The following is a 21,116-nucleotide window of genomic DNA, read 5'->3' as shown; positions in this document are numbered from 1 at the left end:
ATCCGGTGCTAATGTTTAATTATTTTTAAGACATTTTCATTTTTGCTTGACATCATTTTTTTAATATTTTTTCACTTTAATTATATCAAACTAATACTAAAACTTAAAAAAAATCATGATTTTTACTATCGAAAAGTATAAAAATCCCCCGTTACATACATAACGAGGGTTGTAAAAGTAATACTATTTATTTTCGTAATAAATTTCTTCTTTTACGGCATCTGCCTGTTTCTTTCCACATAAAGCTTCCAATATCGCAAATCCAAAATCAATTGTCGCTGCAGCACTTCTACCAGTGATGAAGTGACCATCTTTCACAACATACTGATATTGATAATCTCCACCAAAATCGTCGTTCATGGCAGTGAAGCATGTATATTTTTTGCCCTTTAAATATCCAAGTCTGCCAAGTACTGTTGGTCCTGCACAGATTGCACATACCAATTTATCTTCTGCATCAAATGTTTTGATTGCGGCTTTCACAGTTTCATTTGCTTCTAATACTTTAAATCCAGGTCCTCCTGGTAATACAATTGCCTGATAGTCATTAGCATTAAATTCTGCTAATGGTTTTAAATTTGTACAAGTCATGCCAAATCGACCTGTTTTATCATCTGATTCTACAGCATATAGGTCTACATCCACGCCACCTCTTCTAAGAATCGCAAATGTTCCTATAGCTTCTATTTCTTCAAATCCTTCTGCTAAAAATACACAAACTTTCATTTATTTTTCCTCCTTTTATTCCTTTGGATCTCTAGGTTTATATGGTTCAAATGTATTTGGAAACAACATATATTCCACAATACGTGCACAATCCGCAACACAGCCTCGACAGCTTCTGATACGATCTGTAACACCATCACTTCCACGTAATACATTGCATTCACAACTACTATTCCATTCTTCAAATACTCTGCACATATCATGCCCTAAGGTAAATGTGGACTGTTTGGTTTTTGGATTTTTTAATTCTCCATCACTGTTTTCCAATCCTGCCAACATCATCATGCCACATACAGAACCACACATTTCATAACGTTTCGCAATACCAAGTCCAAATGCTTCACTTACACGAAATGCTGTTTTTTCATCCATTCCTAATAAATCTGCATAGGTACAAACGACAGACTGACAACAGTTATACCCGTTTTTATGACGATTTAATGCATCTTCAACTCTTGATTTCATTTGTGTCTGCCTCCATTTCTTTTTGCATTGTAACACATTTAAAATGGTATGAAAAATTATATTTTCTGATAGATAGATAACAAACGCTAATACTTATGATATTTAGAAATCTTTTATAAAAAACTTTATGATATTTCATATCCATAAACAGATATTGAAGAAAAAAATCAGGATATCCATATTATCGATAGATAACATGTCACAGGTCAAAAAAAGAGGAAACATGTTCCTCTAAGCTAAATCTTCCCCATTGCTGGCAATGACTTTTTGATACCAGGCAAATGATTTTTTCTTTGTCCGTCGATAACTTCCTTTTCCCATATCATCCACGTCCACATATATAAAACCATAACGTTTTTTCATTTCTCCACTGCTGGCACTTACTAAGTCAATTGGACCCCAGCAGGTATAACCAAGTAATTCTACACCATCTTCCTCAATGGCATCTTTCATGGCCTGTATGTGATTGCGTAAGTATTGGATACGTTCATCATCTTCTACATAGCCATGTTCATCTGTTTCATCTATGGTACCCAATCCGTTTTCCACGACAAACAATGGTTTTTGATAGCGATCATATACTTGATTTAACGTAATGCGAAAGCCTAATGGATCGATTGGCCATCCCCACTTGCTAAATGTCAGATAAGGATTTTTTGCGGATGCAAATAGATTTCCTTCTGCCATATTGTTTTTATCTAAGGATGCCGCAATACAGCGGCTATTATAGTAGGAGAACGCCACAAAATCTACGGTATACTCTTTTAGAATCTGTGTATCTTCAGGTTCCATTTTCGGCATACAGTTTTTCCGTTGTAGTTGCTTAATGGCATAGGCTGGATAAGCACCACGTGATTGTACATCAATGAAGAAATAATTCTCTCGATCTACCTGCATTGCCTTAAAGACATCTTCCGGTTTACAACTGTATGGATAAGCACTGCCTGCCGCAAACATACATCCAATTTGATTGTTTGGATCTATTTCATGTGCTAGTTTTGTTGCAAGTGCACTTGCAACGAGTTCATGGTGGGCCGCCTGATATTTAATGGCTGTTTCATTTTCTTCTTTTTGAAATACCAGTCCAGCACCCATAAAAGGTGCATGTAAAATCATATTTATTTCATTAAAGGTAAGCCAGTTATGTACAAGTCCCTGATATCTATCAAATAATGTTTTACATAATTTTAAATAATGGTCAATCATTTCTCTGCTTCGCCATCCACCAATGGTCTTTATAAGATGAATAGGACAATCAAAATGAGTAATAGTTACTAAAGGTTCTATGCCATAATGCTGACATAAGCGAAAGATGTTTTCATAAAACTGTAAGCCTGCCTCATTGGGAATATCTTCATCCCCCTTTGGATAAATTCTGGTCCAAGCAATACTCATGCGATATACTTTAAAACCAAGTTTTGCAAATAAAGCAATATCCTCCTGATAATGGTGATATAAATCGATTCCATGATGCGATGGATAGTGATGGTTTTTATCACATGATAAATGCTCAATATGTCCAGCGATGATCTTACTTCGATCTGGTCCACTTGGGCAGATATCCACATTGGCAAGTCCTCTGCCATCTTCTTGATATCCACCTTCACATTGGTTGGCAGCCGTTGCGCCACCCCATAAGAAGTTATCTGGAAATCCCATACTACACCTACTAACGAATGATATGCATTAGGTTTTCCCCATGCATAATGGTTTCTTTATTTTCTGGTAATACATCCATAAAGTTTGCGCTGTTGGTAATAACAATTGGCGTTTCAATACAATAACCAGCTTTTGTAATGGCCTCCATATCAAATTGAATTAGTTTTTGACCTTTTTCAATATGATCTCCCTGTTTCACAAATGCTTCAAATCCTTCTCCATGTAATTGAACCGTATCTAATCCAATGTGAATTAATACCTCTACTCCTTCATCACTGGTGATACCAATCGCATGCAGGGTTGGAAAAAGGGTTGTTACTACGCCATTTACTGGTGCATATACCATACCTTCTTCAGGCAGGATTGCGGCTCCTTTTCCTAATGCACCTGTTGAAAATGCACCATCTTGTACATCTTCAAGTTTCATTAGTGTTCCACTTATCGGGCTGATGATATCATCTTTCTGAATCAGGTTTTCTTCTTTTGTTTCGGTGTTTGTATCTGGCTTTTCTGTTTCTTCTTTATCCTTAAAACTTATCATCGTCATCACAAAGGCTATGATCATGGTAATGATAACACCTGTAATGGCAACAATCAGATTATCAATAGAACCATCTGGGGCAATCATTGCAGGAAATTCAAAGATTCCCATGCCACCCATCATAAATTTTCTAAAATTGAAGGCTCCATAAAATGCACCACCGATGCCCCCAGCGATACAACTGATTACAAATGGTTTCTTTAATGGCACCAGGATACCATAGATGGCTGGTTCTGTGACACCAAAGATACCAGAGATAAAGTTAGGCAGACACATTTCTTTTAGTTTTTTATTTTTGGTTTTGATAAAGATAGCCGCTACAACAGCTGAAGTCGCAAAGGTACATGCGAAGAATGGCATCATTACATTATCAAATCCATATGTCACAATATTATTGATATATACAGGAATAAAGCCCCAGTGTAATCCAAAGATTACTAAAATCTGCCATGTTAAGCCAACAATGCCACCAGCTAAAAGTGGAGAGAAATCGCGAATAGCGATTACTGTTTCCGCAATCAGTTTAGAACCAAAAGTTGCGACTGGTCCAATCAACAAGAAGCCAACTGGTAAAGAGATCATCAATGTCAACATTGGCACAAAGAAGAATTTCACCAGATCAGGCACAATTTTACTAAACAGCTTTTCACATTTGCTGGCAAAATATACGATAAAGATTACGGGTATAACCGTGGATGTATAATCCATAGAGATTACAGGAATGCCAAAGAAATCAATATAGACAGGTGATGCAAACATTGTTCCTTCAAACATTGTGTATAATGGCTCCATTCCATTTGAAATCATAGAGCTTTGAATGGCTGGATAACACATGATTGCGCCAACGGCTAAACCTACCATTGGTTTTAAGCCGAATTTTTTCGCTGATGTATATCCTAAAAATACAGGTAAAAAGGTAAATAATCCATCGCCAATCGCATTTAAAATCATATAGCCGCCACAGGTATCAGGATATAATCCCATGACAACAAATAAGGTATTAAAGCCCTTGACCATTCCACATGCGGCCATTAAGCCTAAAATTGGCTGGAAGATACCAGATATGATATCGATGAATTGATCTAATGGCTTTTGTTTTTTCGCATGTACAGGCTCACTGTTTTGAAGATTTAGTAAAGGCATGACTTCTTCATAAACATTCGCTACCTGATTTCCAATAACGATTTGATATTGCCCACCGCTTTTCATTACGGTCACAACACCATCCATACCTTTGATGACTTCATCATTTGCGATGTTTTCATCTTTTAATTTAAAACGCAGACGTGTGATACAGTGGGTTAAACTAATAACATTGTCTTTTCCTCCCACTTGTTTGACGATTTCTTTTGCTAGTTCTTGATATTTTTTCATTTTCTTTTCCTCCATTTTTTATTGTTGAAGGTCAAGCCAACTGAATGTAACTATCCTTTATGAATGTATCAAGTTTGTTTGTATACCGCTTTGATGCCTCCTTTTTATATCTATATATCAGTAGTTTCCTACTTTGATACCTGCACAATACGTGAGATGTGAATGCTTAAATACAGAATTTCTTCATCACTTAATGTATAGCCATATTTTTGTTTTAGGAAATGAGCAATTTTCTGTACACAGACACATGCTTTGGGATACTTGCTTTGGACAAGCTCCAACATGTTGTCCACATCCTGTCCTTCATAGCTTTTTCCCGAAAACAAGCGCTGTGCAAAGAATTTCAAATGGGTGATAAAGCGATAATAGTAGACGGAATCTTCATCTAATTCAATAGAAAATGTCATACGCACGATGGTTTCAATTTCCTGCATGACTTTTGTAATTTCTTTTACGGATTTAGTATGCATATCCAATTGTGCATTCACAATATGCAATGCGATAAAGCCTGCTTCATCATCATTTAATTGAACATGAAAGCGTTCTTCAATCAATTTGACAGCGTATTTTCCTACTTGATATTCATCACGGTAAAACTTTTGAATATCCCAAAGCATAACATTCTTTACTTCAATATCCTGTTTCTTACGTTCTACTGCCATATAAATATGATCACATAAGGAAACGATGACATTCTCATTTAATGGATTATCAATGTGAATTTTCGCATAAGATATAATTTCTTCTGCGATTTCCACATGCTCCACAGGTATGGTTTGAAACAGCTCCTGTAAGCGTTTGTTTGCTGTGGTATCCTTTAGAGTAAAGACTTTTTCTATCTTTTGATCATCTACAGGTGTTCCTGCTTCTACCTGAAAGCCAATCCCTCTGCCGGTTAAGATTTGTTCCTGTCCCTGTTCATCTAATGCAACTACTACATTGTTATTTAGACGTTTTTTATATGTATACATCTTTCCACCTCATCTCCACAAAAAAACCTGTCAATCTATCAAACGATATAATGAATCATCAAAAGATCACTATATAAACATTTTCAGATATAACAGGTCGAGCTTGTATTTAAACAATAACTATCCTATTTGCAAGGTTATTCTAACACTAGTTTTTCCCCTTGTCAATCAGGTTTTTTACTTTCTTTTGTAAATAATCGGATCATCAAATCCAAAAGTACGCTTTCCATTCATCTCCATGGATTCAGATACTTCTAATCGATCAGCTGAGAAAGTTTCATGTAATGTGAATTTTAAAACTGGTGTAAACATACTTTCACTGCCACCTTCCCAAACACCATCATGATATTGATAAAGAGCTGGTGTAAACTTAGATGAAACCTTTAATTCCTCATAATTCAAAGAGGATAAATGCTCATATGTAAAAGTAGATGCATCATAGCCGGATGGCATTTCATAAGAAGTTAATTTTATACCTTCTTCTACCTCTTCAAATAGAAATAGATGAGGTGATGCATGGCTTTTTCCATTGCTAGCGTAATTGCTTTCTTCTAAAAGGAAGATGCCTTCAAATGCTACTGGTAAATGCTTAATGTTTGCATTGATCACTGTATTACGGTGTTGGGCGAATGGAAAATTGATATCTTTTTTCTGTTGTTTGTCTTGAAACTGTTCACGATTATCAAATTCACCTTCTAATAACTTCACAAATTCTACTAATGTTTTCATTGGTACTACCTCCATCTGCCTACCATCATACACCGAACAGGACTCATTTACCAGATGAATGCTTCATTTGTATTAATTAATTAGACAGTGATTGAATATGGGCAACAATACTACCTATAATATCTACACGATTAAATGGTGTAATCAAATAAAATCCATCCACCAGATCATAAATTTTTTCTGCGATTTCACAGGATATTGTAACCGCAAGTTCACTTGCTTGTGTGCGATCTTTATCCACATACAGATCAATGATTTCCTGATCTACATCGATACCGGATATTTCATTATTCATATATACTGCATTACGATGGGATACGATAGGAATAATACCACCAAAGATTTTAGATGATAATGCTTGTTTTGCCAGCTTTAAGTTTTCATAGGCCTGTTTCGATAATACCGGCTGACTCATAAAGGCAGTAACGCCTTGTTTTTCTTTCTTTCTGGCTTTTTCCAGTTCTGCCTTAAAGTTGACTGCATTGATATTTAATGCGCCACAAATTAAGAATGGCTGTGGAAAGGTAGTTTGATTTAAATCGTTGATAAAGCCAGCCAAAAGCTGAGAATTGAAATTGAATACCCCTTTGACCTGTTTACGATCTTCAGCAGGGATTGGATCACCAGTTACAACCAATACATTATGCACACCTTCGATTTGTAGACCAAACAGCAAAGCCTTCGTCGCATTGATGTTACGATCACGACAGGTCATATGTGGTATGACATGCATTCCCATTTCACGATGTAGTTTACAAGCCAGTAAAGAGCTGTCAACCCTTGCACGTGCCACAGGGCAATCCGCAATGGTTAATGCATCTACACCTGCCTGCTTCAAATAGGCGGCATTATCCATGAAATGCTCGATATCACAATGATTTGGCGGGTCAAATTCAACTGCAATTATTTTTTCTCCTCGTTTGATTTTCTGATGAAAAGGATCATGGTCTATGATTTCTTTTTTATCATTTTTTATTTCTTTTGTGCTTGATTCTACTTTAGGACTTTGTATTTTCAACTGTTTACGAATAGCTTTAATATAAGCCGGTGTCGTACCGCAACATCCGCCAATGATACTGGCGCCATGGGTAATGATCTGCATCATTGCGTTGGCATAATAGGTTGAATTATCCCTAAAAAAGGTACGATTATGCAGAATGGTTGGATATCCCGAATTTGGCATGACACTGATTTTATGATGCTTGATGGATAATCCCTGAAGAATGCGATCTAAATGCATTGGACCACAGATACAGTTCATGCCAATCGCATCTACATAAGGACATGTGTCCATTTCCATCAATAGTTTTTCTCCACTGATTCCCTGTCTAGTATAGCCATCCCCACTTAACGCAAAGCTTGTGATGATATAGCTTTGTGGACTTTTTTCTTTGATATAGGCGCAGATTTCTTTTAAGGCGATATCATTATAAAAGGTTTCAAACAGAAAACGGTTGGCCCCTAAAGATAAAAAGATATCCACGATTGCCTGATATTCCTTAAAAAGATCCATTCCTTTCTGCTGGGCCATTGGGCCGATATCCGCAAATACTTCTACCTGGTATTCTTCACCAATGTCTTTTGCGAGTAGATATCCCTGATGAATGATGTTTTCAAGTTCTTCCTTCGTACAATCAAGGTTTTGGGCATTGGCAGAAAAAGTATTGGTTTTTATGGCATTGGCACCTGCTTCACAATATTCCCGATGAATCTGTAAGACTCGTGAGGGATATTGTATATTCGCTAGTTCACATGGCATATCTTCATCATATAAAGAAGCATAATATGTCCCAAATGCGCCATCAAATAAGAAGGGTTCTTTGATATCTAACATTGGAATACCTCCTTTGCGATGTCTGCGCTTTGTTTTGCGTCTTTTGCGTAATAATCCGCATGGATTTTTTTCGCATATTCTTCACTGACAACAGCACCGCCTACCATAATCTTACATGGATGTTTTGCGTCATGTAGTGCCTGGATGGTTGCCTCCATGGATGCTAATGTTGTCGTCATCAATGCACTTAATCCAATCAGATAAACATTTTCCTGAATGGCAGTTTCCACAATTGTTTCAACTGGTACATCCTTGCCTAAGTCAATGACTGTAAAGCCATAGTTTTCTAATACTACTTTTACGATATTTTTACCGATATCATGGACATCTCCTTTGACAGTCGCAAGTATAATCTTTCCTTTGGAAATACTTTCAGCACCGCTTTTTAAAATACTTTTTCGTATTTCTTCAAATGCACACTGACTGGCAGTTGCCGCATTGATCAGTCCTGGCAGATAGATTTCTTTTTTCTCATAGCGTTCCCCAACGATATCCAAAGCCGGAATCAATTGTTCATTAACGATATCCAATGGTTCTTTTTCTTTTAATGCTTCGATGGTCAATTGACGTGTTTCATCTTTCAATCCTTTGCATACCGCCTCCACAAGTGTGACTTCTTTATTCAATGTTTGTGTTACTGGTTGATTGCTCATATTGGCATACGCCTCAACATACGCCATGCAGTCTTTATCTAATCCGGATAATACACGATACGCGCGGATTGCGTCCATCATTACTTTTTGATTAGGATTGATGATTGGCATTGTTAAGCCTGCGGATAGTGCCATCGTTAGAAAATGCTGGTTTAATATACTACGCTGCGGCAGCCCAAAGGAGATGTTACTGACACCGAGTACGCTTTGTACACCCAGTTCTTTGCGAATAGCAGTTAATGTCTGTAATGTTTGTTTTGCCTGATCCTGTTGGGCGGATACTGTTAGTGTTAAACAATCTAAAAACACACGTTGTTTTTCAATTCCATAGGCTTGTGCACATGCAGTGATGCGCTTTCCAATTTCTAAACGTTTTTCTTTTGTTTCTGGAATACCTTTTTCATCCAGTGTCAAACCGATGACATTGGCGCCATATTTTTTTATGAGTGGCAAGATTGCCTGCATATTGGCTTCTTCCCCATTACAAGAATTTACGATAGGGATACCATTATAAATCCGTAATGCTGCTTCCATGACTTCTGTATTCGTTGTATCAATCTGTAAAGGAACATCAATTACCGTCTGTAATTCTTTGATGACTTTTACCATCATGCTTTTTTCATCGATACCAGGCAATCCTACGTTAACATCTAAAATATCAGCGCCACCTTCTACTTCTTCCATCGCAATGGATAAAATTTCATCCATATTCTGATGGCGCAAAGCCTCTTTCATTCGCTTATTTCCTGTAGGATTGATACGTTCTCCAATCACATGCACATCATCTAGTTTCAGGCATTTTGTAGGTGAACAGGTGTAGCCTGCTTCTTCATATAAACTTTCGGAGCAGGTAGAAACAAGTGTTTCTGTTAGTGCCTTAATAAAGGCTGGTGTTGTGCCACAACATCCTCCCACATAGCGAACAGGCAGTTCTTCATAAGCTTTCATCTGACTTGCAAAGCTTTGTGCATCCATATCATACGTATTGCTCATAGGATCTGGCAGTCCTGCATTTGCTTTAATGATTAAAGGAAGGGGTGTCACCTTAGCTAATCGTCTGGCAATTGGCAATATTTCGGCTGGTCCTAAGGAACAGTTGATGCCAAGGGCATCTACGCCAAGTCTTGTGGCAGTAATTCCAAAGCTTTCCACACTACATCCGGTAAATGTTCTTCCATCATGTTCAAAACTCATTGTCACAAAGATTTCCATATCACTGTTTTCTTTTGCGGCAAGTATCGCCGCTTTAATTTCCATCAGATCACTCATTGTTTCAAAAACAACCAGATCTACACCTGCCTTTACTCCTGCGATAATTTGTTGTTTAAAGATATCATACGCTTCTTCAAAGCTTAAATAGCCATTTGGCTCTAACAGCTCTCCAATAGGTCCAAGATCAAGAGCAACTCTGGCCTTTCCATTTGCGGCCTTTTTCGCAAGCTCAACAGCCTTCATAATCACTTCTTCTACACTATATGGACATTTTTCAAGTTTCTTACGATTTGCGCCAAAGGTATTAGCATAAATAATCTGGGCGCCACTTTCAATATAATTTCTATGAAGCTTCATAAGCAGTTCTTCATGTTCAAACATAAATGCTTCTGGTAATTCTCCTGGTTTTAAACCATTCGCCTGTAGCTGGGTACCCATGCCACCATCTAAATATATTACATTACGCTCCACAACGATTCCCTCTCTTTCTTAACTCACATGTATCTTTTAAATCACAGTATGCACAGCCACTGATGCGCTTTTCCTGCTTTTTATCTGATATCCCTATCATCGCAGTAATGGATTTTAGCGGGATCAATAAGGAAGATTCATTCACAAACAAACCGATTTTACGTTTGGTATCCAGACGTTCACAGAAGGTTTTCTGTATATCGATGCGTAAATCTCCATAGCCACAGGAAAAACGATCGGTTAAATAACGATGCTGCTTAGCATATTTCTGTGCCAGTTCTTCCTGAAAATCATTTGCGAATGCTTCAATACCTGCATTACATACCGCATCAAATACCAGCATATCTCCCATATCTTTTAAGGATAAACGTTTTGTTTCCACATCGATTGCAGTTCCAAGAGTGGCAGCCATAAAGATCACCTGATCACAGGTTTTCAATAATTCTCTGATATCTTTGCCATGTAATGGTATTTTCAAATCATTATCATATCCATGTATCGTAGAGATATGATACACCACCTTTGGCTTTGCTAGTTCTTTGACACGTTTGATTTGTGTCTGTATCTGATTTGTTAAATGTTCATCTGCTTCTTTACATCCAAGATAATGTAATACCTCATCAAATGGAATATCCGGCATCAATCTTTCCATGCTCATCTTCCTTTCTTTACAAAAAAAGCTTTCATCCATAGGACGAAAGCTCGTGTTACCACCTAATTTTATCTCAATCTCACAATTGAAATCTTCATAAGTACGCCTGCATAGCAGGTTATACCTTTGCCTGTAACGTGACATCACGTCATGATCTACTATATGTTCAACCATGCAACTCCAAGACCATCTTCCCATACACGCTCCTTATTTCCTTTCACCAAGCTGGAAACTCTCTTTGAAGGTTTATGTATCGTACTCTTCTTTTCATCATCTTTAATTTGCCTTATTTTACCATGCCACCTATCTTACGTCAATAAAAAGATATTTTTATAAAGAATTTTTCTGATATAATAAATAATGAAAGGTGATGAGGGAACATGAAAAAGAAACTCTTATGGATGATCGCTGTTAGTTTATTATTGACAAGCTGTTCAAAAAAACAAGAACCGCCAGCACAAAAAGAACTAACAAAAGAAGATATTTCCATAGCTGAAGAACAGGGAAAACAAGTAGGCTTAGAGATGTTGAAGAATTCAGAAAAAGAAACTGCCTATATCATGATGGCAGAAGATGGAAATGCTAATGTTTATGATACAAAGATTGGTGGTACACCATATTTACCACCTGATTTTGATTATCCCTATGATCGAGAAGCTGGTATGGAGGATCAGCCGTTAATCATGCTGGCACAATTCAATTTCTCCCAATTCCCGAAGAACGATCGTTTTCCTGATCATGGTATTTTGCAAATTTATATATCGGGAAGTCATGGCGCCAATATGTATGGGTATCATTATGAAAATCCCAGCAATGATGAATCATTCCGTGTGATTTATTTTGATGATATAGAAACAGATGAAACAAAGCTTCAATCACCGCCAAAGATTGAAAATGATGAAGAATTCCCATTACAGCCAATGGATACCTGTATTAAAATCAAGATTGAAGAAAAGTCATATCCGACCATTCCTGAAATGGAAGATTTTAGTGATATCATGGCATCAACATATCAAAAATTATATCATAAAGATTTAGATTCCAACCCGGCAAGTGTTTATTTAAGCAGTGCGGTTTATGATACCCTTGGCTATACGCCAAGTCGTATGAGTGGGCATCCTTATTATATGCAAGGAGATCCTAGAAGTGAGCTGGATGCATTGGTTTATGATGAAGTACTGGCGTTGTTTCAACCTGATTTAAGTGATCATTTTATGTTTGCGGATGGTGGCTGTGCTGTCTTTATGATCAACCACGAAGATTTAATAAATCATGATTTCTCTGATGTATATTATACATGGGACTGTTTTTAAAAAGTCCCATGTTTTATTTATGGTGTTTTCTTAATTCCTCGATCTGTTTCATGCGTTGAGTTACCTTTTGTTCACTTCCCTGCATGGTTGGTTCATAATAGATTGCATGTAATAAAGCATCTGGCAAACACTTCATATTTGTGATTTTATCATCATAATCATGCGCATATTGATACCCTTCTCCATAATGTAAATCAGCCATCAATTTGGTTGGCGCATTACGGATTTGTAAAGGTACTGGTTCTGCGATTGTTTGTAAAGCATCTTTTTTCGCAGCTTCATATGCCATATATAAAGCGTTGGATTTTGGCGCAAGTGCACAATAAGTAACAGCATGTGTTAAATGCACACTGCATTCTGGCATCCCCAAATAATGACATGCCTGATAAGCCGCAATACAGATTTCTAAAGCACGGCTATCTGCCATACCTATATCTTCACTGGCAAAGCGTACGATTCTTCTTGCGACATATAAAGGATCCTCCCCTGCTTCTAACATTCTGGCAAGCCAATAAATCGATGCCTGTACATCTGAATTACGCATGCTTTTATGCAAAGCGGAAATGATATTATAATGCTCCTCCCCTTTTTTATCATACAACAGACTTTTTTGATTGATACATTGTTCCATGATTTCTTTAGTGACATAAATACCATCTTCTTTTTGTTCACTGTTGAGTACGATCATTTCTAAGGTATTCAAAGCTGTTCTGGCATCGCCATTCGCAAATCCGGCAATCATATACAACATATCATCATCTATATGAACATGATCATCTTTAAATCCAAATTCATCATGTATGGCATTTTGAAGCAGCTCCACAAGATCTTCTCTTGTAAGAGGTTGTAAAACAAATACCTTACAACGGGATAACAACGCTCCATTGATCTCAAAGCTTGGATTTTCGGTTGTCGCACCAATCAAAATGATACTGCCTTTCTCCACATAAGGAAGAAAAGCATCCTGTTGTGCCTTATTAAAACGATGGATTTCATCTACGAAAACAATGGTCTTTTCTCCTAAACGACGGCTTACTTCCGCTTCCTTCATGACTTCTTTGATTTCTTTTACACCACTGGTAACCGCAGAAAAATTAATAAAGTGGGCCTTTGTCTGATGAGCGATAATCATCGCAAGGGTTGTTTTTCCTACCCCAGGTGGACCCCAGAATATTAAAGAAGATATACGATCTGCTTCAATCAGTCGATACAATACTTTACCTTTTCCAATCAAATGCTTTTGACCAACAAATTTATCTAAACTCATGGGGCGTAAACGGCTTGCTAAAGGAGTATCACTTTTATCTTCAAATAAAGATTCCTGTTGCATAAGATCACCTGCTTTCCCCTTTATTATATCATGAAAAAGAAGGCATAATACGCCTTCTATTCTCTTTCAAAACTTGCTTCTATAATCTGACCTTTATCTACATCTACCATAATGACAAATGTGACATCTTGCTTTGGATGAGCTACCCAGCTTTCTACATGTCCTGGATCATAAATATGCTGTGTAGAGATGGCCTCTTTTTGAAAAGATAACTGTGATGCATCTTTACGATAAGTTTTCACAAAGTTATCCACAAGCTGTTGCGCCTGTTGATCAGATAGCTTGTTTCCTGTAGATTCTGAAGATATTTCATAATTTTTAAATACAAAATGCTTTATTTCCATATCGTTGGAATGTATTTGTATATTATATCGATACGTATAACTACCATTCTTATCTTGTGTACTTGCATAATTACCAAACATATAAAACTTTACATTATCCACTGTTTCTATTTTCGCTGTATTCATTTGTGCCAAATATTTTTCTGGCACAAAAGCTGATAAAGATTGAAACAGTTCTTTTTGTTGCTGCAGCTCTTGTTCTGTCAGCTTTTGATTCATTGCTTGTAATTCTTCATCATATATCTTTTGATATGTATCAACATCTTCAAGTTCTATATCTTCACTGTTTTTCGTATATATCTTCATCAATTCCTGATTATCATGTTTCAAATGATAAATAACTTGATGCACCGGTTGTTGCAATGCCAATATGGCGGCAGCGTTCTGCTTAAGACCTTCCTCTTGTAAAGTAAAGAAATGTTCATAGGAAAGATCCTGTGTTGTATTCATGGTAATCAATAGTTGCTGTTGTCCCATGCCATCTTTATCAGAAAGCTCACAATGCTCATAGCTAAATGTATCTCCATAATCTAATTTCGATACCCATTGATCGAAAGGTGTCATACGTTCTTGATAAATATCACTAACATAATGTTCATCCTGTCTTGTCCACTGCTTATCCTTTTGTTTTGGTGTTGTCCATAGTCCAATACCGATTGCAATTATGATGAAAATCAAGACAATCGATAGCCATACTTTCATTTTTTTTAATTTTAAAACGTTTTTGATACGCTCTTTTATATTTCCTTCCCCAAAACAGACAACACTATTTTGTATCTGTGATTTCTCACATGCAAAAGATAATAACGTTTGCGCATAGGCTTTTTTCTGTATCTGATATTTATTGATAACTGCCTCATCACAAGACATCTCCATATCTTTCCCCATCAATATATAAGCAAGCCATACCAATGGATGAAACCAATACATCACAGTTAGACAATATGCGAATATTTTCATGAGATAATCTTTTCGTTTGATATGCATCTGTTCATGAAGAATGATATATTTTGCTTCTTGATCAGAAATATCCGCAGGTAAATATATAGCTGGATGCAGGATGCCAAATACAAAAGGAGTTCCTGAAACATCACTTTGATAAATACCAGGTTCCCTCACGATAGATGAAGCAAGGCGTTTTTTTAAGTGTACATACGCCATGCCATTTTTTATAAACAATGTCAATATACCAATCGCCCAGATATAGATACTAATGATTTTCCATAATGGTTCCTCCTGTGCTTTCTTTGTGATATAAGGCATAGTTTCATCCACAGGTTTTCTATTATTATTTACCATATCCGTGCTATCTTCTGTATCCTTTGCAATGGAAGGGGCTATTAACATTTCTGTCATAGTTGTTTCCATTTTAGGATGTAATGTAAATTCACTTTCTATATGCCATGGAATCAATAATGGAATTGCCACAATGATCCATAAAGCATAGGCATATTTTTTAGGAAAACGTTTTAATATGAAACGTACGATCATCACAAATATGATGACATAACTGATAGAAATACTTTGTTTGATCAAAAATTGAAACACCTCAGTCATGATCATCACCATCTTCATAAGCAGCAATCATTTCTTTTAATTGCTCTGCTTCTTCTTTCGTTAATTTACGATGATCCATAAAAGATGCGATAAAAGCTGGTAAAGAATTATCAAACATACGTTCTATCAATCGTTTGCTTTCATATCGTTGTACCTGTTGCTTCTTCAAACAGGAAGTCACAATCGTATTTTGATTCTGTAATATTCCTTTATCACATAGTTTTTTTAATACCGTATACGTGGTTGTTCGTTTCCAGCCTAAACGTTTCTCACATATTTTGGTTAACTCCCCAGAAGCAATTGGTTCTACTTCCCAAATAATACTGACAAAATCATATTCCCTGTCATGTAAAATTGCTTTCTCCATTTTCTGTGCCATATAGTCTATTATTATAGACACCCTTTCTATCTTCAGTCTATCACGATAGACTAGCAATGTAAAGAAAAAGACACAACAGATGTCTTATTCAAAATATTTACGCCAAATCGCAAGTTCTCTTTCTGCACTCTCATGGGAATCACTTGCGTGAATGACATTATTTACTAAGCGCCATTGTTTTGTTGCCTGCTCATAATCATCATGGCTGTATTTACCACGAATCGTATCTTTCCCAGCATCCTTTGGATTTGTCTTACCAACAAGTGCCCGTGTATATTCAATAATATCCTGATTCCCTTCATACGTTATCATCATTGGCATAATGTAATGAGGTCCATCATAGTAAAAGGAATTGAATAATTTTCCCGGGAAATCAAACGCTTTTTTCATAGAATCGATAACACCCTTATAATGATCCAATAAGGTTTTCATAACATCCATATCTACTTCTAATTTCACCTGTTTTTCTATTTTAAGGCCATGTGCTATCAAATCCTTCAGTATTTCCTCATACTGGTTTGTAAATGCATCAGGTTTCAACATCATAAAAGTTTTCTGTTTCATCATTATCACTCCTCTTGCTCATTATACCCACTTTATACAAAAAGAAAAGCTTTCTGCATAAGAAAGCCTACTTTTCCATAAATTCTTTAATCATTGGTAAACGATTTTTTGTATCTTCATATCCTAAATCAAACCATCTTTGTAATAAATCTTTATCATGTGTATAACGTGTGACACCATAATCTGCACTAGGACGAAGAACCAGCGCTTTTCCCTCTTTTTCCAAAGATTGTACAATGCCCCATTGCTTTTGATAATTGATATGGCGAATCTTCAAATTTTCACGAATCTGCTTGTTGCCTGGATACATCAATTTTGCTAATTGTATCTGCCAGCCTGGTGCAGCTTTACGCACATAGTTTTCTTCCTTAGTAGAAATAAAAACATGCTTTTCCATTCCCTGACGAATACTTTGTTCAATTGGTATCATGTCAACCAATCCTGCATCCATATACGTATGTCCACGGAATTTCACAGGTCTAGTCAATAAAAATAAAGAACAAGATGCCTGCATTAACAGCTGCTCTTCATTATCGAAGAATTCTTTTGCATAATATTCTACTTCATTGGTATCCATGTTGTATACACCGATATCCAATTGTGTAGGGTTTTTCATAAATGCTTCATAATCTAATGGTGCATGTTTTTCAATAAAGTTACATACATGGCGTATGCCAAACACACCACGTTCGTGTAATAAAGGATAGACACCAATGGCATGTGGATCACTTGCGGCATCAACTCCGGTAATTCTTAATCTTTCTTTTTGTTTGGAAACAAAAGGCAACAATACTTCTGCGCCTGCACTGATTCCAGCTGTGTATGGAAAATCGATATGCTCATCTAAAAAACACTTCAAAACACCGCAGGTATATGCTGCTTTTGTTCCTCCGCCTTCACAAATCAAACCAATCTTTTTACTCATCTTATATACACCTCATAGATTATTATTATACTATTTTCATTCAAAAAGGTAAAGAAATCATCAAGCTTTTTCACGAAAAAAGGCATAAAAAAGAGCTTTTTCAGCTCTTTTTACATCATTGGAGAGAATAAATTCAAAAAGGCTCGCATAATACGAATTGGAAGTTTTACAGATCGGCATTCTTCCAATGTAACTTCATGACTCATCTCTAATGTTTTCATATAATCTTTTTTTACATCCATAACAACCTTGCTCTTATAGAACCATACACCACATTCATAATGTAAATAATAAGAACGATAGTCCATATTCACTGTCCCAACAATGGCCATTTTATCATCCACAACAAATGTTTTACTATGTACAAAGCCAGGAGTATATTCATAAATTTTAACACCTGCTTCTATTAAATCACGATAATTGGATCTTGTGACTTCAAATACATACCACTTATCTGGAATATGTGGTGTCAATATTCTAACATCAATACCATTCTTTGCTGCCAGCATTAATGTTGTTTTCATTTCGTTATCAATGACAAGATACGGTGTTGTCGCATATACATATTTTGTAGCACTGTTGATCATATTGATATGTGTGTACTCCCCAACATTTTCATCATCTGTTGGTGAATCGCTATATGGCTGTACAAAGCCATCATTTTCAATTTCTAAAAATTCTTGGAAAGATGGTTTAAAGTTGAATACATCATCTTTTATTTTTTCATCATAATTCCAGAATTGTAAAAACATTAATGTCAGATTCCATACAGCTTCACCTTTCAGCATAACACTGCAATCCTTCCAATGTCCAAACCGTTCTTTCTTATTGATGTATTCATCAGCAAGATTTATTCCACCTGTCATACCGACTTTTCCATCGATAACCAGTATTTTTCTATGGTCACGATTGTTCATTTGCATCGCAAGCATCGGGCGAATTGGATTAAATACTTTTGCTTTGATGCCAAGCCGGTTTAATACTTTATAATAATCTTGGGATAAGGTTGTAATACAACCTGCATCATCATATAATACTCTGACATCTACGCCTTGTTTCACCTTTTCAATCAAGATATCTAGTACCGTATCCCACATCAATCCTGGCGCAATGATAAAATATTCTAAGAAAATAAATTTCTCTGCTTTCTTCAACTCTTCAATCATTGCCTCGAATTTATCTTCTCCTACTGGAAAGAATGTCGTTTCTGTATGTTTATGAATAGGGAAACAAGCATTTTTCCAAATATAATTTGCCTGTTTATGTGCAATTGGATCTTCTAATTCAAGATCATCCATGATTTGTTGATTCTGCCAAATGATTTCCTGAACCGTTTCCGCTGATTCCATGTCACGTTTACGTAATTCTTTTGGAACTTTTTGACCACCAAATAATAAATAAATCAATCCGCCAAAGACTGGAAATGCCATGATCAACAATACCCAGGCAAGCTTATATGTAGGATTTTCATTCTTATTAATGATATATACACTCATACAAAAGCTTAACGCAATTAATATGAAATAAATCCAAACGAAATATTCACTCAGTTGAAATATAATACCTAAAAATACGGCAAGCTGAATCAATATTAATACTGTCACAATAAATATTTTGTTTTTAAGAACGGATAATACTTTCCTCATATGTTCCCTCCTTTCTTAAAAAACAAATTAATTTTATTTTTGTTTATGTAAATAGTTTGTGACCATGCCAATCACTCTTGTTAAATTTTCCTCTTGTAACTTGTTATCTTTCCCTGTTCCTGTTCCTAATACATACAATCTGCCATCATTGTCAACTTCTCCACAACTAATAACGATTGCTTTATCAAAATGTGCCATTGCACTTTGAAATTGCATACCTTCATCTATTTTAACGACTTCAATATTCTTTTTATTTGGATCACATTTCACAACTTCCTGTGCCATTTTTCTGTTTTGTGGGCGATATCCAATTTGTAATGTACTTCCCTTGCCTATACAATCTAAACAAATGATATTTGGATTTTTTCCAGCATCTTTAAATTCTTTACCAGCAATATCAGCACCTAAATAACGTGTTTTATTTTTATCTGTAAATAAGAACCCAACTTTTTTTCTTTCATCCTTGCTTAATGCCTCCGCAATATCTAATGCAGCTATGATAGATGCAGAATTACGTGTAAAATTCTTTGTATTTCTAATCCCATGTGTTATAAAATAAACTAAGAATAGCAACAACAGAAACATAATCAATGAAATCATTGCGGTCATGATAGGGTTTGTTGTCATCTTTCCACCAAAGAATACAAATATTAAGATGATTGCATATAATGCTACAATTGGCACAAAGGTTGCGGCCATCGTTTTGCTGGCTGTTTTTTCTCCATCAAATGGAAAATAAAAAACCTTATTCCATATTTTACGCTCTGGTGTATCATATGGCACAACAATGACAGTTTTCGCATTTTTTATATTTCCAAAGAAATAATCTTTCGCTTTATTCAACCATTTTCTTCCTTCGATTTCTTTCATTTCATAACCTAATTCAGAAAATTCTTTTGCGATTTCATCCTTGAATTTATTTTTTTGTTTTCTTGAAAAACGTGTCCCAAATTGCTTGGTATATTTTTCGATACGGTTATCGTTCATTTTCATTTCCTCCTTGCGAATGACACTATTATACATGAAAAAGCTCTAATTTAAAACCCGTTAATCAAAAAAGTACCTGTGGGCTTCAGGTACTATTCTGTAATTTCTATAATTTTTTCGAAAGGGTTATTATATGCTTTTATGTATACAAGAGGTTTTCCACTCTTGCTGGTTATTACAGTTTCCACTCTAATAATAGGAGTATTCATTTTTATCTTCAAAAGATTTGCGAATTGTACTGGTACCAGCATAGGAATAAAACGCTGAATAATACGTCCATCTTTCAGATACGCATTTAAATCTAATAATTGTCTTAGATTATTCAATTCCGATTCGCTGATACTGCTTCGTATAAAAAATATCTCTTCCACACTAATAGGTTTTGTGTTAAGGGTATTCAAACGCAAGACAATTAGTGTCATTTCGTCTGGACTGATTTCAAGTCGTTCCGCTATTTCAGGACCAGCTTCATCAGCCTTTTTTACATTAAAATATAATACGTTAAATTCACTGATATCTTCCTGTAACAAAGCTGAAACAGGAGTTTTCTTAACAAATTTTCGATCCGCGACAAAGGTTCCTTTATTTTTATCACGGTACAAAAATCCTTCTTCTACAAGTTCATTTATTGCATTACGTACAGTCATACGGCTAGCATCAAATCTAACCGCCATTTCACGCTCAGAATCGATAGGCGAATTCGCAGGTTTATCTTCAATTTCCTGTAAAATCATTTCTTTGATCTTACGATAGATTGGAGTCGCCATATTTTCACCTTACCTTT

General features: G+C 35.9%; 18 protein-coding genes and 1 other annotated feature. Of the genes, 1 reads left to right on the top strand and 17 read right to left on the bottom strand.

Annotated features, from left to right (window positions below):
- Positions 1-183: 183 nt before the first annotated feature.
- From DW761_RS17405 to DW761_RS17365, 9 genes are all read right to left on the bottom strand, one after another.
- Positions 184-726, bottom strand: coding sequence for a DJ-1 family glyoxalase III (locus DW761_RS17405; protein WP_117453941.1), 543 nt, complete (start codon positions 724-726; stop codon positions 184-186).
- A gap of 15 nt (positions 727-741) precedes the next feature.
- A complete protein-coding gene (locus DW761_RS17400) occupies positions 742-1,191 on the bottom strand; it encodes a C-GCAxxG-C-C family protein (RefSeq protein WP_117453940.1) in 450 nt (149 codons plus the stop codon).
- 231 nt (positions 1,192-1,422) lie between these two features.
- Positions 1,423-2,850, bottom strand: a complete 1,428-nt coding sequence (locus DW761_RS17395; RefSeq protein ID WP_117453939.1) for a 6-phospho-beta-glucosidase — start codon at positions 2,848-2,850, stop codon at positions 1,423-1,425.
- A gap of 10 nt (positions 2,851-2,860) precedes the next feature.
- Positions 2,861-4,765, bottom strand: a complete 1,905-nt coding sequence (locus DW761_RS17390) for a beta-glucoside-specific PTS transporter subunit IIABC (protein WP_117453938.1) — start codon at positions 4,763-4,765, stop codon at positions 2,861-2,863.
- A 128-nt stretch (positions 4,766-4,893) separates the two neighbouring features.
- Entirely contained in the window at positions 4,894-5,736 is an 843-nt protein-coding gene (licT, locus tag DW761_RS17385; RefSeq protein WP_117453937.1) for a BglG family transcription antiterminator LicT, read from the bottom strand.
- Positions 5,737-5,913: 177 nt separating this feature from the next.
- Complete coding sequence (locus DW761_RS17380; protein WP_117453936.1) at positions 5,914-6,465, bottom strand: hypothetical protein; 552 nt, start codon at positions 6,463-6,465, stop codon at positions 5,914-5,916.
- 76 nt (positions 6,466-6,541) lie between these two features.
- The gene (locus DW761_RS17375; protein WP_117518900.1) at positions 6,542-8,299 is read right to left on the bottom strand and encodes a bifunctional homocysteine S-methyltransferase/methylenetetrahydrofolate reductase; all 1,758 of its coding nucleotides are present in this window, start codon (positions 8,297-8,299) and stop codon (positions 6,542-6,544) included.
- Positions 8,293-10,635: a homocysteine S-methyltransferase family protein gene (locus DW761_RS17370; RefSeq protein WP_233513125.1), complete on the bottom strand. Its 2,343-nt coding sequence runs from the start codon at positions 10,633-10,635 to the stop codon at positions 8,293-8,295. The genes DW761_RS17375 and DW761_RS17370 overlap by 7 nt, the downstream gene beginning before the upstream one ends.
- Positions 10,625-11,287, bottom strand: coding sequence for a 5-methyltetrahydrofolate--homocysteine methyltransferase (locus DW761_RS17365; RefSeq protein ID WP_117518899.1), 663 nt, complete (start codon positions 11,285-11,287; stop codon positions 10,625-10,627). The genes DW761_RS17370 and DW761_RS17365 overlap by 11 nt, the downstream gene beginning before the upstream one ends.
- A 35-nt stretch (positions 11,288-11,322) precedes the next feature.
- Positions 11,323-11,567: a binding site (T-box leader), on the bottom strand.
- 100 nt (positions 11,568-11,667) lie between these two features.
- Here DW761_RS17365 and DW761_RS17360 point away from each other — a divergent pair.
- Positions 11,668-12,600, top strand: a complete 933-nt coding sequence (locus tag DW761_RS17360; protein WP_117518898.1) for a YwqG family protein — start codon at positions 11,668-11,670, stop codon at positions 12,598-12,600.
- 13 nt (positions 12,601-12,613) lie between these two features.
- Here the strand turns inward: DW761_RS17360 and DW761_RS17355 are convergent, their stop codons facing one another.
- The 8 genes from DW761_RS17355 to DW761_RS17320 all read right to left on the bottom strand — a co-directional run bounded on the left by DW761_RS17355 (position 12,614) and on the right by DW761_RS17320 (position 21,099).
- Positions 12,614-13,930 carry a replication-associated recombination protein A gene (locus DW761_RS17355; RefSeq protein WP_117518897.1) on the bottom strand — a complete coding sequence of 439 codons (1,317 nt, stop codon included), beginning with the start codon at positions 13,928-13,930 and terminating at the stop codon, positions 12,614-12,616.
- Between the two features lie 56 nt (positions 13,931-13,986).
- Positions 13,987-15,831, bottom strand: coding sequence for a M56 family metallopeptidase (locus DW761_RS17350; protein ID WP_158553841.1), 1,845 nt, complete (start codon positions 15,829-15,831; stop codon positions 13,987-13,989).
- On the bottom strand, positions 15,824-16,210 hold the full coding sequence (locus DW761_RS17345) for a BlaI/MecI/CopY family transcriptional regulator (protein ID WP_233513124.1): 387 nt from the start codon (positions 16,208-16,210) through the stop codon (positions 15,824-15,826). Before DW761_RS17345 ends, DW761_RS17350 begins: the two co-directional genes overlap by 8 nt.
- Positions 16,211-16,294: 84 nt before the next feature.
- Complete coding sequence (locus tag DW761_RS17340) at positions 16,295-16,774, bottom strand: nucleoside-diphosphate kinase (protein ID WP_117518905.1); 480 nt, start codon at positions 16,772-16,774, stop codon at positions 16,295-16,297.
- A gap of 67 nt (positions 16,775-16,841) precedes the next feature.
- Complete coding sequence (locus DW761_RS17335; protein ID WP_117518895.1) at positions 16,842-17,699, bottom strand: patatin-like phospholipase family protein; 858 nt, start codon at positions 17,697-17,699, stop codon at positions 16,842-16,844.
- A 110-nt stretch (positions 17,700-17,809) separates the two neighbouring features.
- Positions 17,810-19,345, bottom strand: a complete 1,536-nt coding sequence (gene cls, locus DW761_RS17330) for a cardiolipin synthase (RefSeq protein ID WP_117453928.1) — start codon at positions 19,343-19,345, stop codon at positions 17,810-17,812.
- 33 nt (positions 19,346-19,378) lie between these two features.
- Positions 19,379-20,332: a hypothetical protein gene (locus tag DW761_RS17325; protein ID WP_117518894.1), complete on the bottom strand. Its 954-nt coding sequence runs from the start codon at positions 20,330-20,332 to the stop codon at positions 19,379-19,381.
- A 92-nt stretch (positions 20,333-20,424) separates the two neighbouring features.
- Positions 20,425-21,099, bottom strand: coding sequence for a GntR family transcriptional regulator (locus tag DW761_RS17320; protein ID WP_117453926.1), 675 nt, complete (start codon positions 21,097-21,099; stop codon positions 20,425-20,427).
- Positions 21,100-21,116 lie beyond the last annotated feature (17 nt).

Source organism: Absiella sp. AM29-15 (assembly GCF_003434225.1).
Lineage (GTDB): Bacteria > Bacillota_I > Bacilli_A > Erysipelotrichales > Erysipelotrichaceae > Hoskinsella > Hoskinsella hominis.
The sequence above is the reverse complement of the archived record's forward strand: the minus strand, read 5'-3'. Positions and strand labels throughout refer to the sequence as shown.

Excerpts from the sequence above, each read along its gene's own strand:
- DW761_RS17335 (WP_117518895.1), bottom strand. The coding sequence starts at position 17,699 with ATGAGTAAAAAGATTGGTTTGATTTGTGAAGGCGGAGGAACAAAAGCA.
- DW761_RS17355 (WP_117518897.1), bottom strand. The coding sequence starts at position 13,930 with ATGCAACAGGAATCTTTATTTGAAGATAAAAGTGATACTCCTTTAGCA.
- DW761_RS17380 (WP_117453936.1), bottom strand. The coding sequence starts at position 6,465 with ATGAAAACATTAGTAGAATTTGTGAAGTTATTAGAAGGTGAATTTGAT.
- DW761_RS17325 (WP_117518894.1), bottom strand. The coding sequence starts at position 20,332 with ATGAACGATAACCGTATCGAAAAATATACCAAGCAATTTGGGACACGT.
- DW761_RS17320 (WP_117453926.1), bottom strand. The coding sequence starts at position 21,099 with ATGGCGACTCCAATCTATCGTAAGATCAAAGAAATGATTTTACAGGAA.
- DW761_RS17360 (WP_117518898.1), top strand. The coding sequence starts at position 11,668 with ATGAAAAAGAAACTCTTATGGATGATCGCTGTTAGTTTATTATTGACA.
- DW761_RS17390 (WP_117453938.1), bottom strand. The coding sequence starts at position 4,765 with ATGAAAAAATATCAAGAACTAGCAAAAGAAATCGTCAAACAAGTGGGA.
- licT (WP_117453937.1), bottom strand. The coding sequence starts at position 5,736 with ATGTATACATATAAAAAACGTCTAAATAACAATGTAGTAGTTGCATTA.
- DW761_RS17400 (WP_117453940.1), bottom strand. The coding sequence starts at position 1,191 with ATGAAATCAAGAGTTGAAGATGCATTAAATCGTCATAAAAACGGGTAT.
- DW761_RS17395 (WP_117453939.1), bottom strand. The coding sequence starts at position 2,850 with ATGGGATTTCCAGATAACTTCTTATGGGGTGGCGCAACGGCTGCCAAC.
- DW761_RS17340 (WP_117518905.1), bottom strand. The coding sequence starts at position 16,774 with ATGAAACAGAAAACTTTTATGATGTTGAAACCTGATGCATTTACAAAC.
- cls (WP_117453928.1), bottom strand. The coding sequence starts at position 19,345 with ATGAGGAAAGTATTATCCGTTCTTAAAAACAAAATATTTATTGTGACA.
- DW761_RS17365 (WP_117518899.1), bottom strand. The coding sequence starts at position 11,287 with ATGGAAAGATTGATGCCGGATATTCCATTTGATGAGGTATTACATTAT.
- DW761_RS17345 (WP_233513124.1), bottom strand. The coding sequence starts at position 16,210 with ATGGCACAGAAAATGGAGAAAGCAATTTTACATGACAGGGAATATGAT.
- DW761_RS17375 (WP_117518900.1), bottom strand. The coding sequence starts at position 8,299 with ATGTTAGATATCAAAGAACCCTTCTTATTTGATGGCGCATTTGGGACA.
- DW761_RS17350 (WP_158553841.1), bottom strand. The coding sequence starts at position 15,831 with ATGACTGAGGTGTTTCAATTTTTGATCAAACAAAGTATTTCTATCAGT.
- DW761_RS17405 (WP_117453941.1), bottom strand. The coding sequence starts at position 726 with ATGAAAGTTTGTGTATTTTTAGCAGAAGGATTTGAAGAAATAGAAGCT.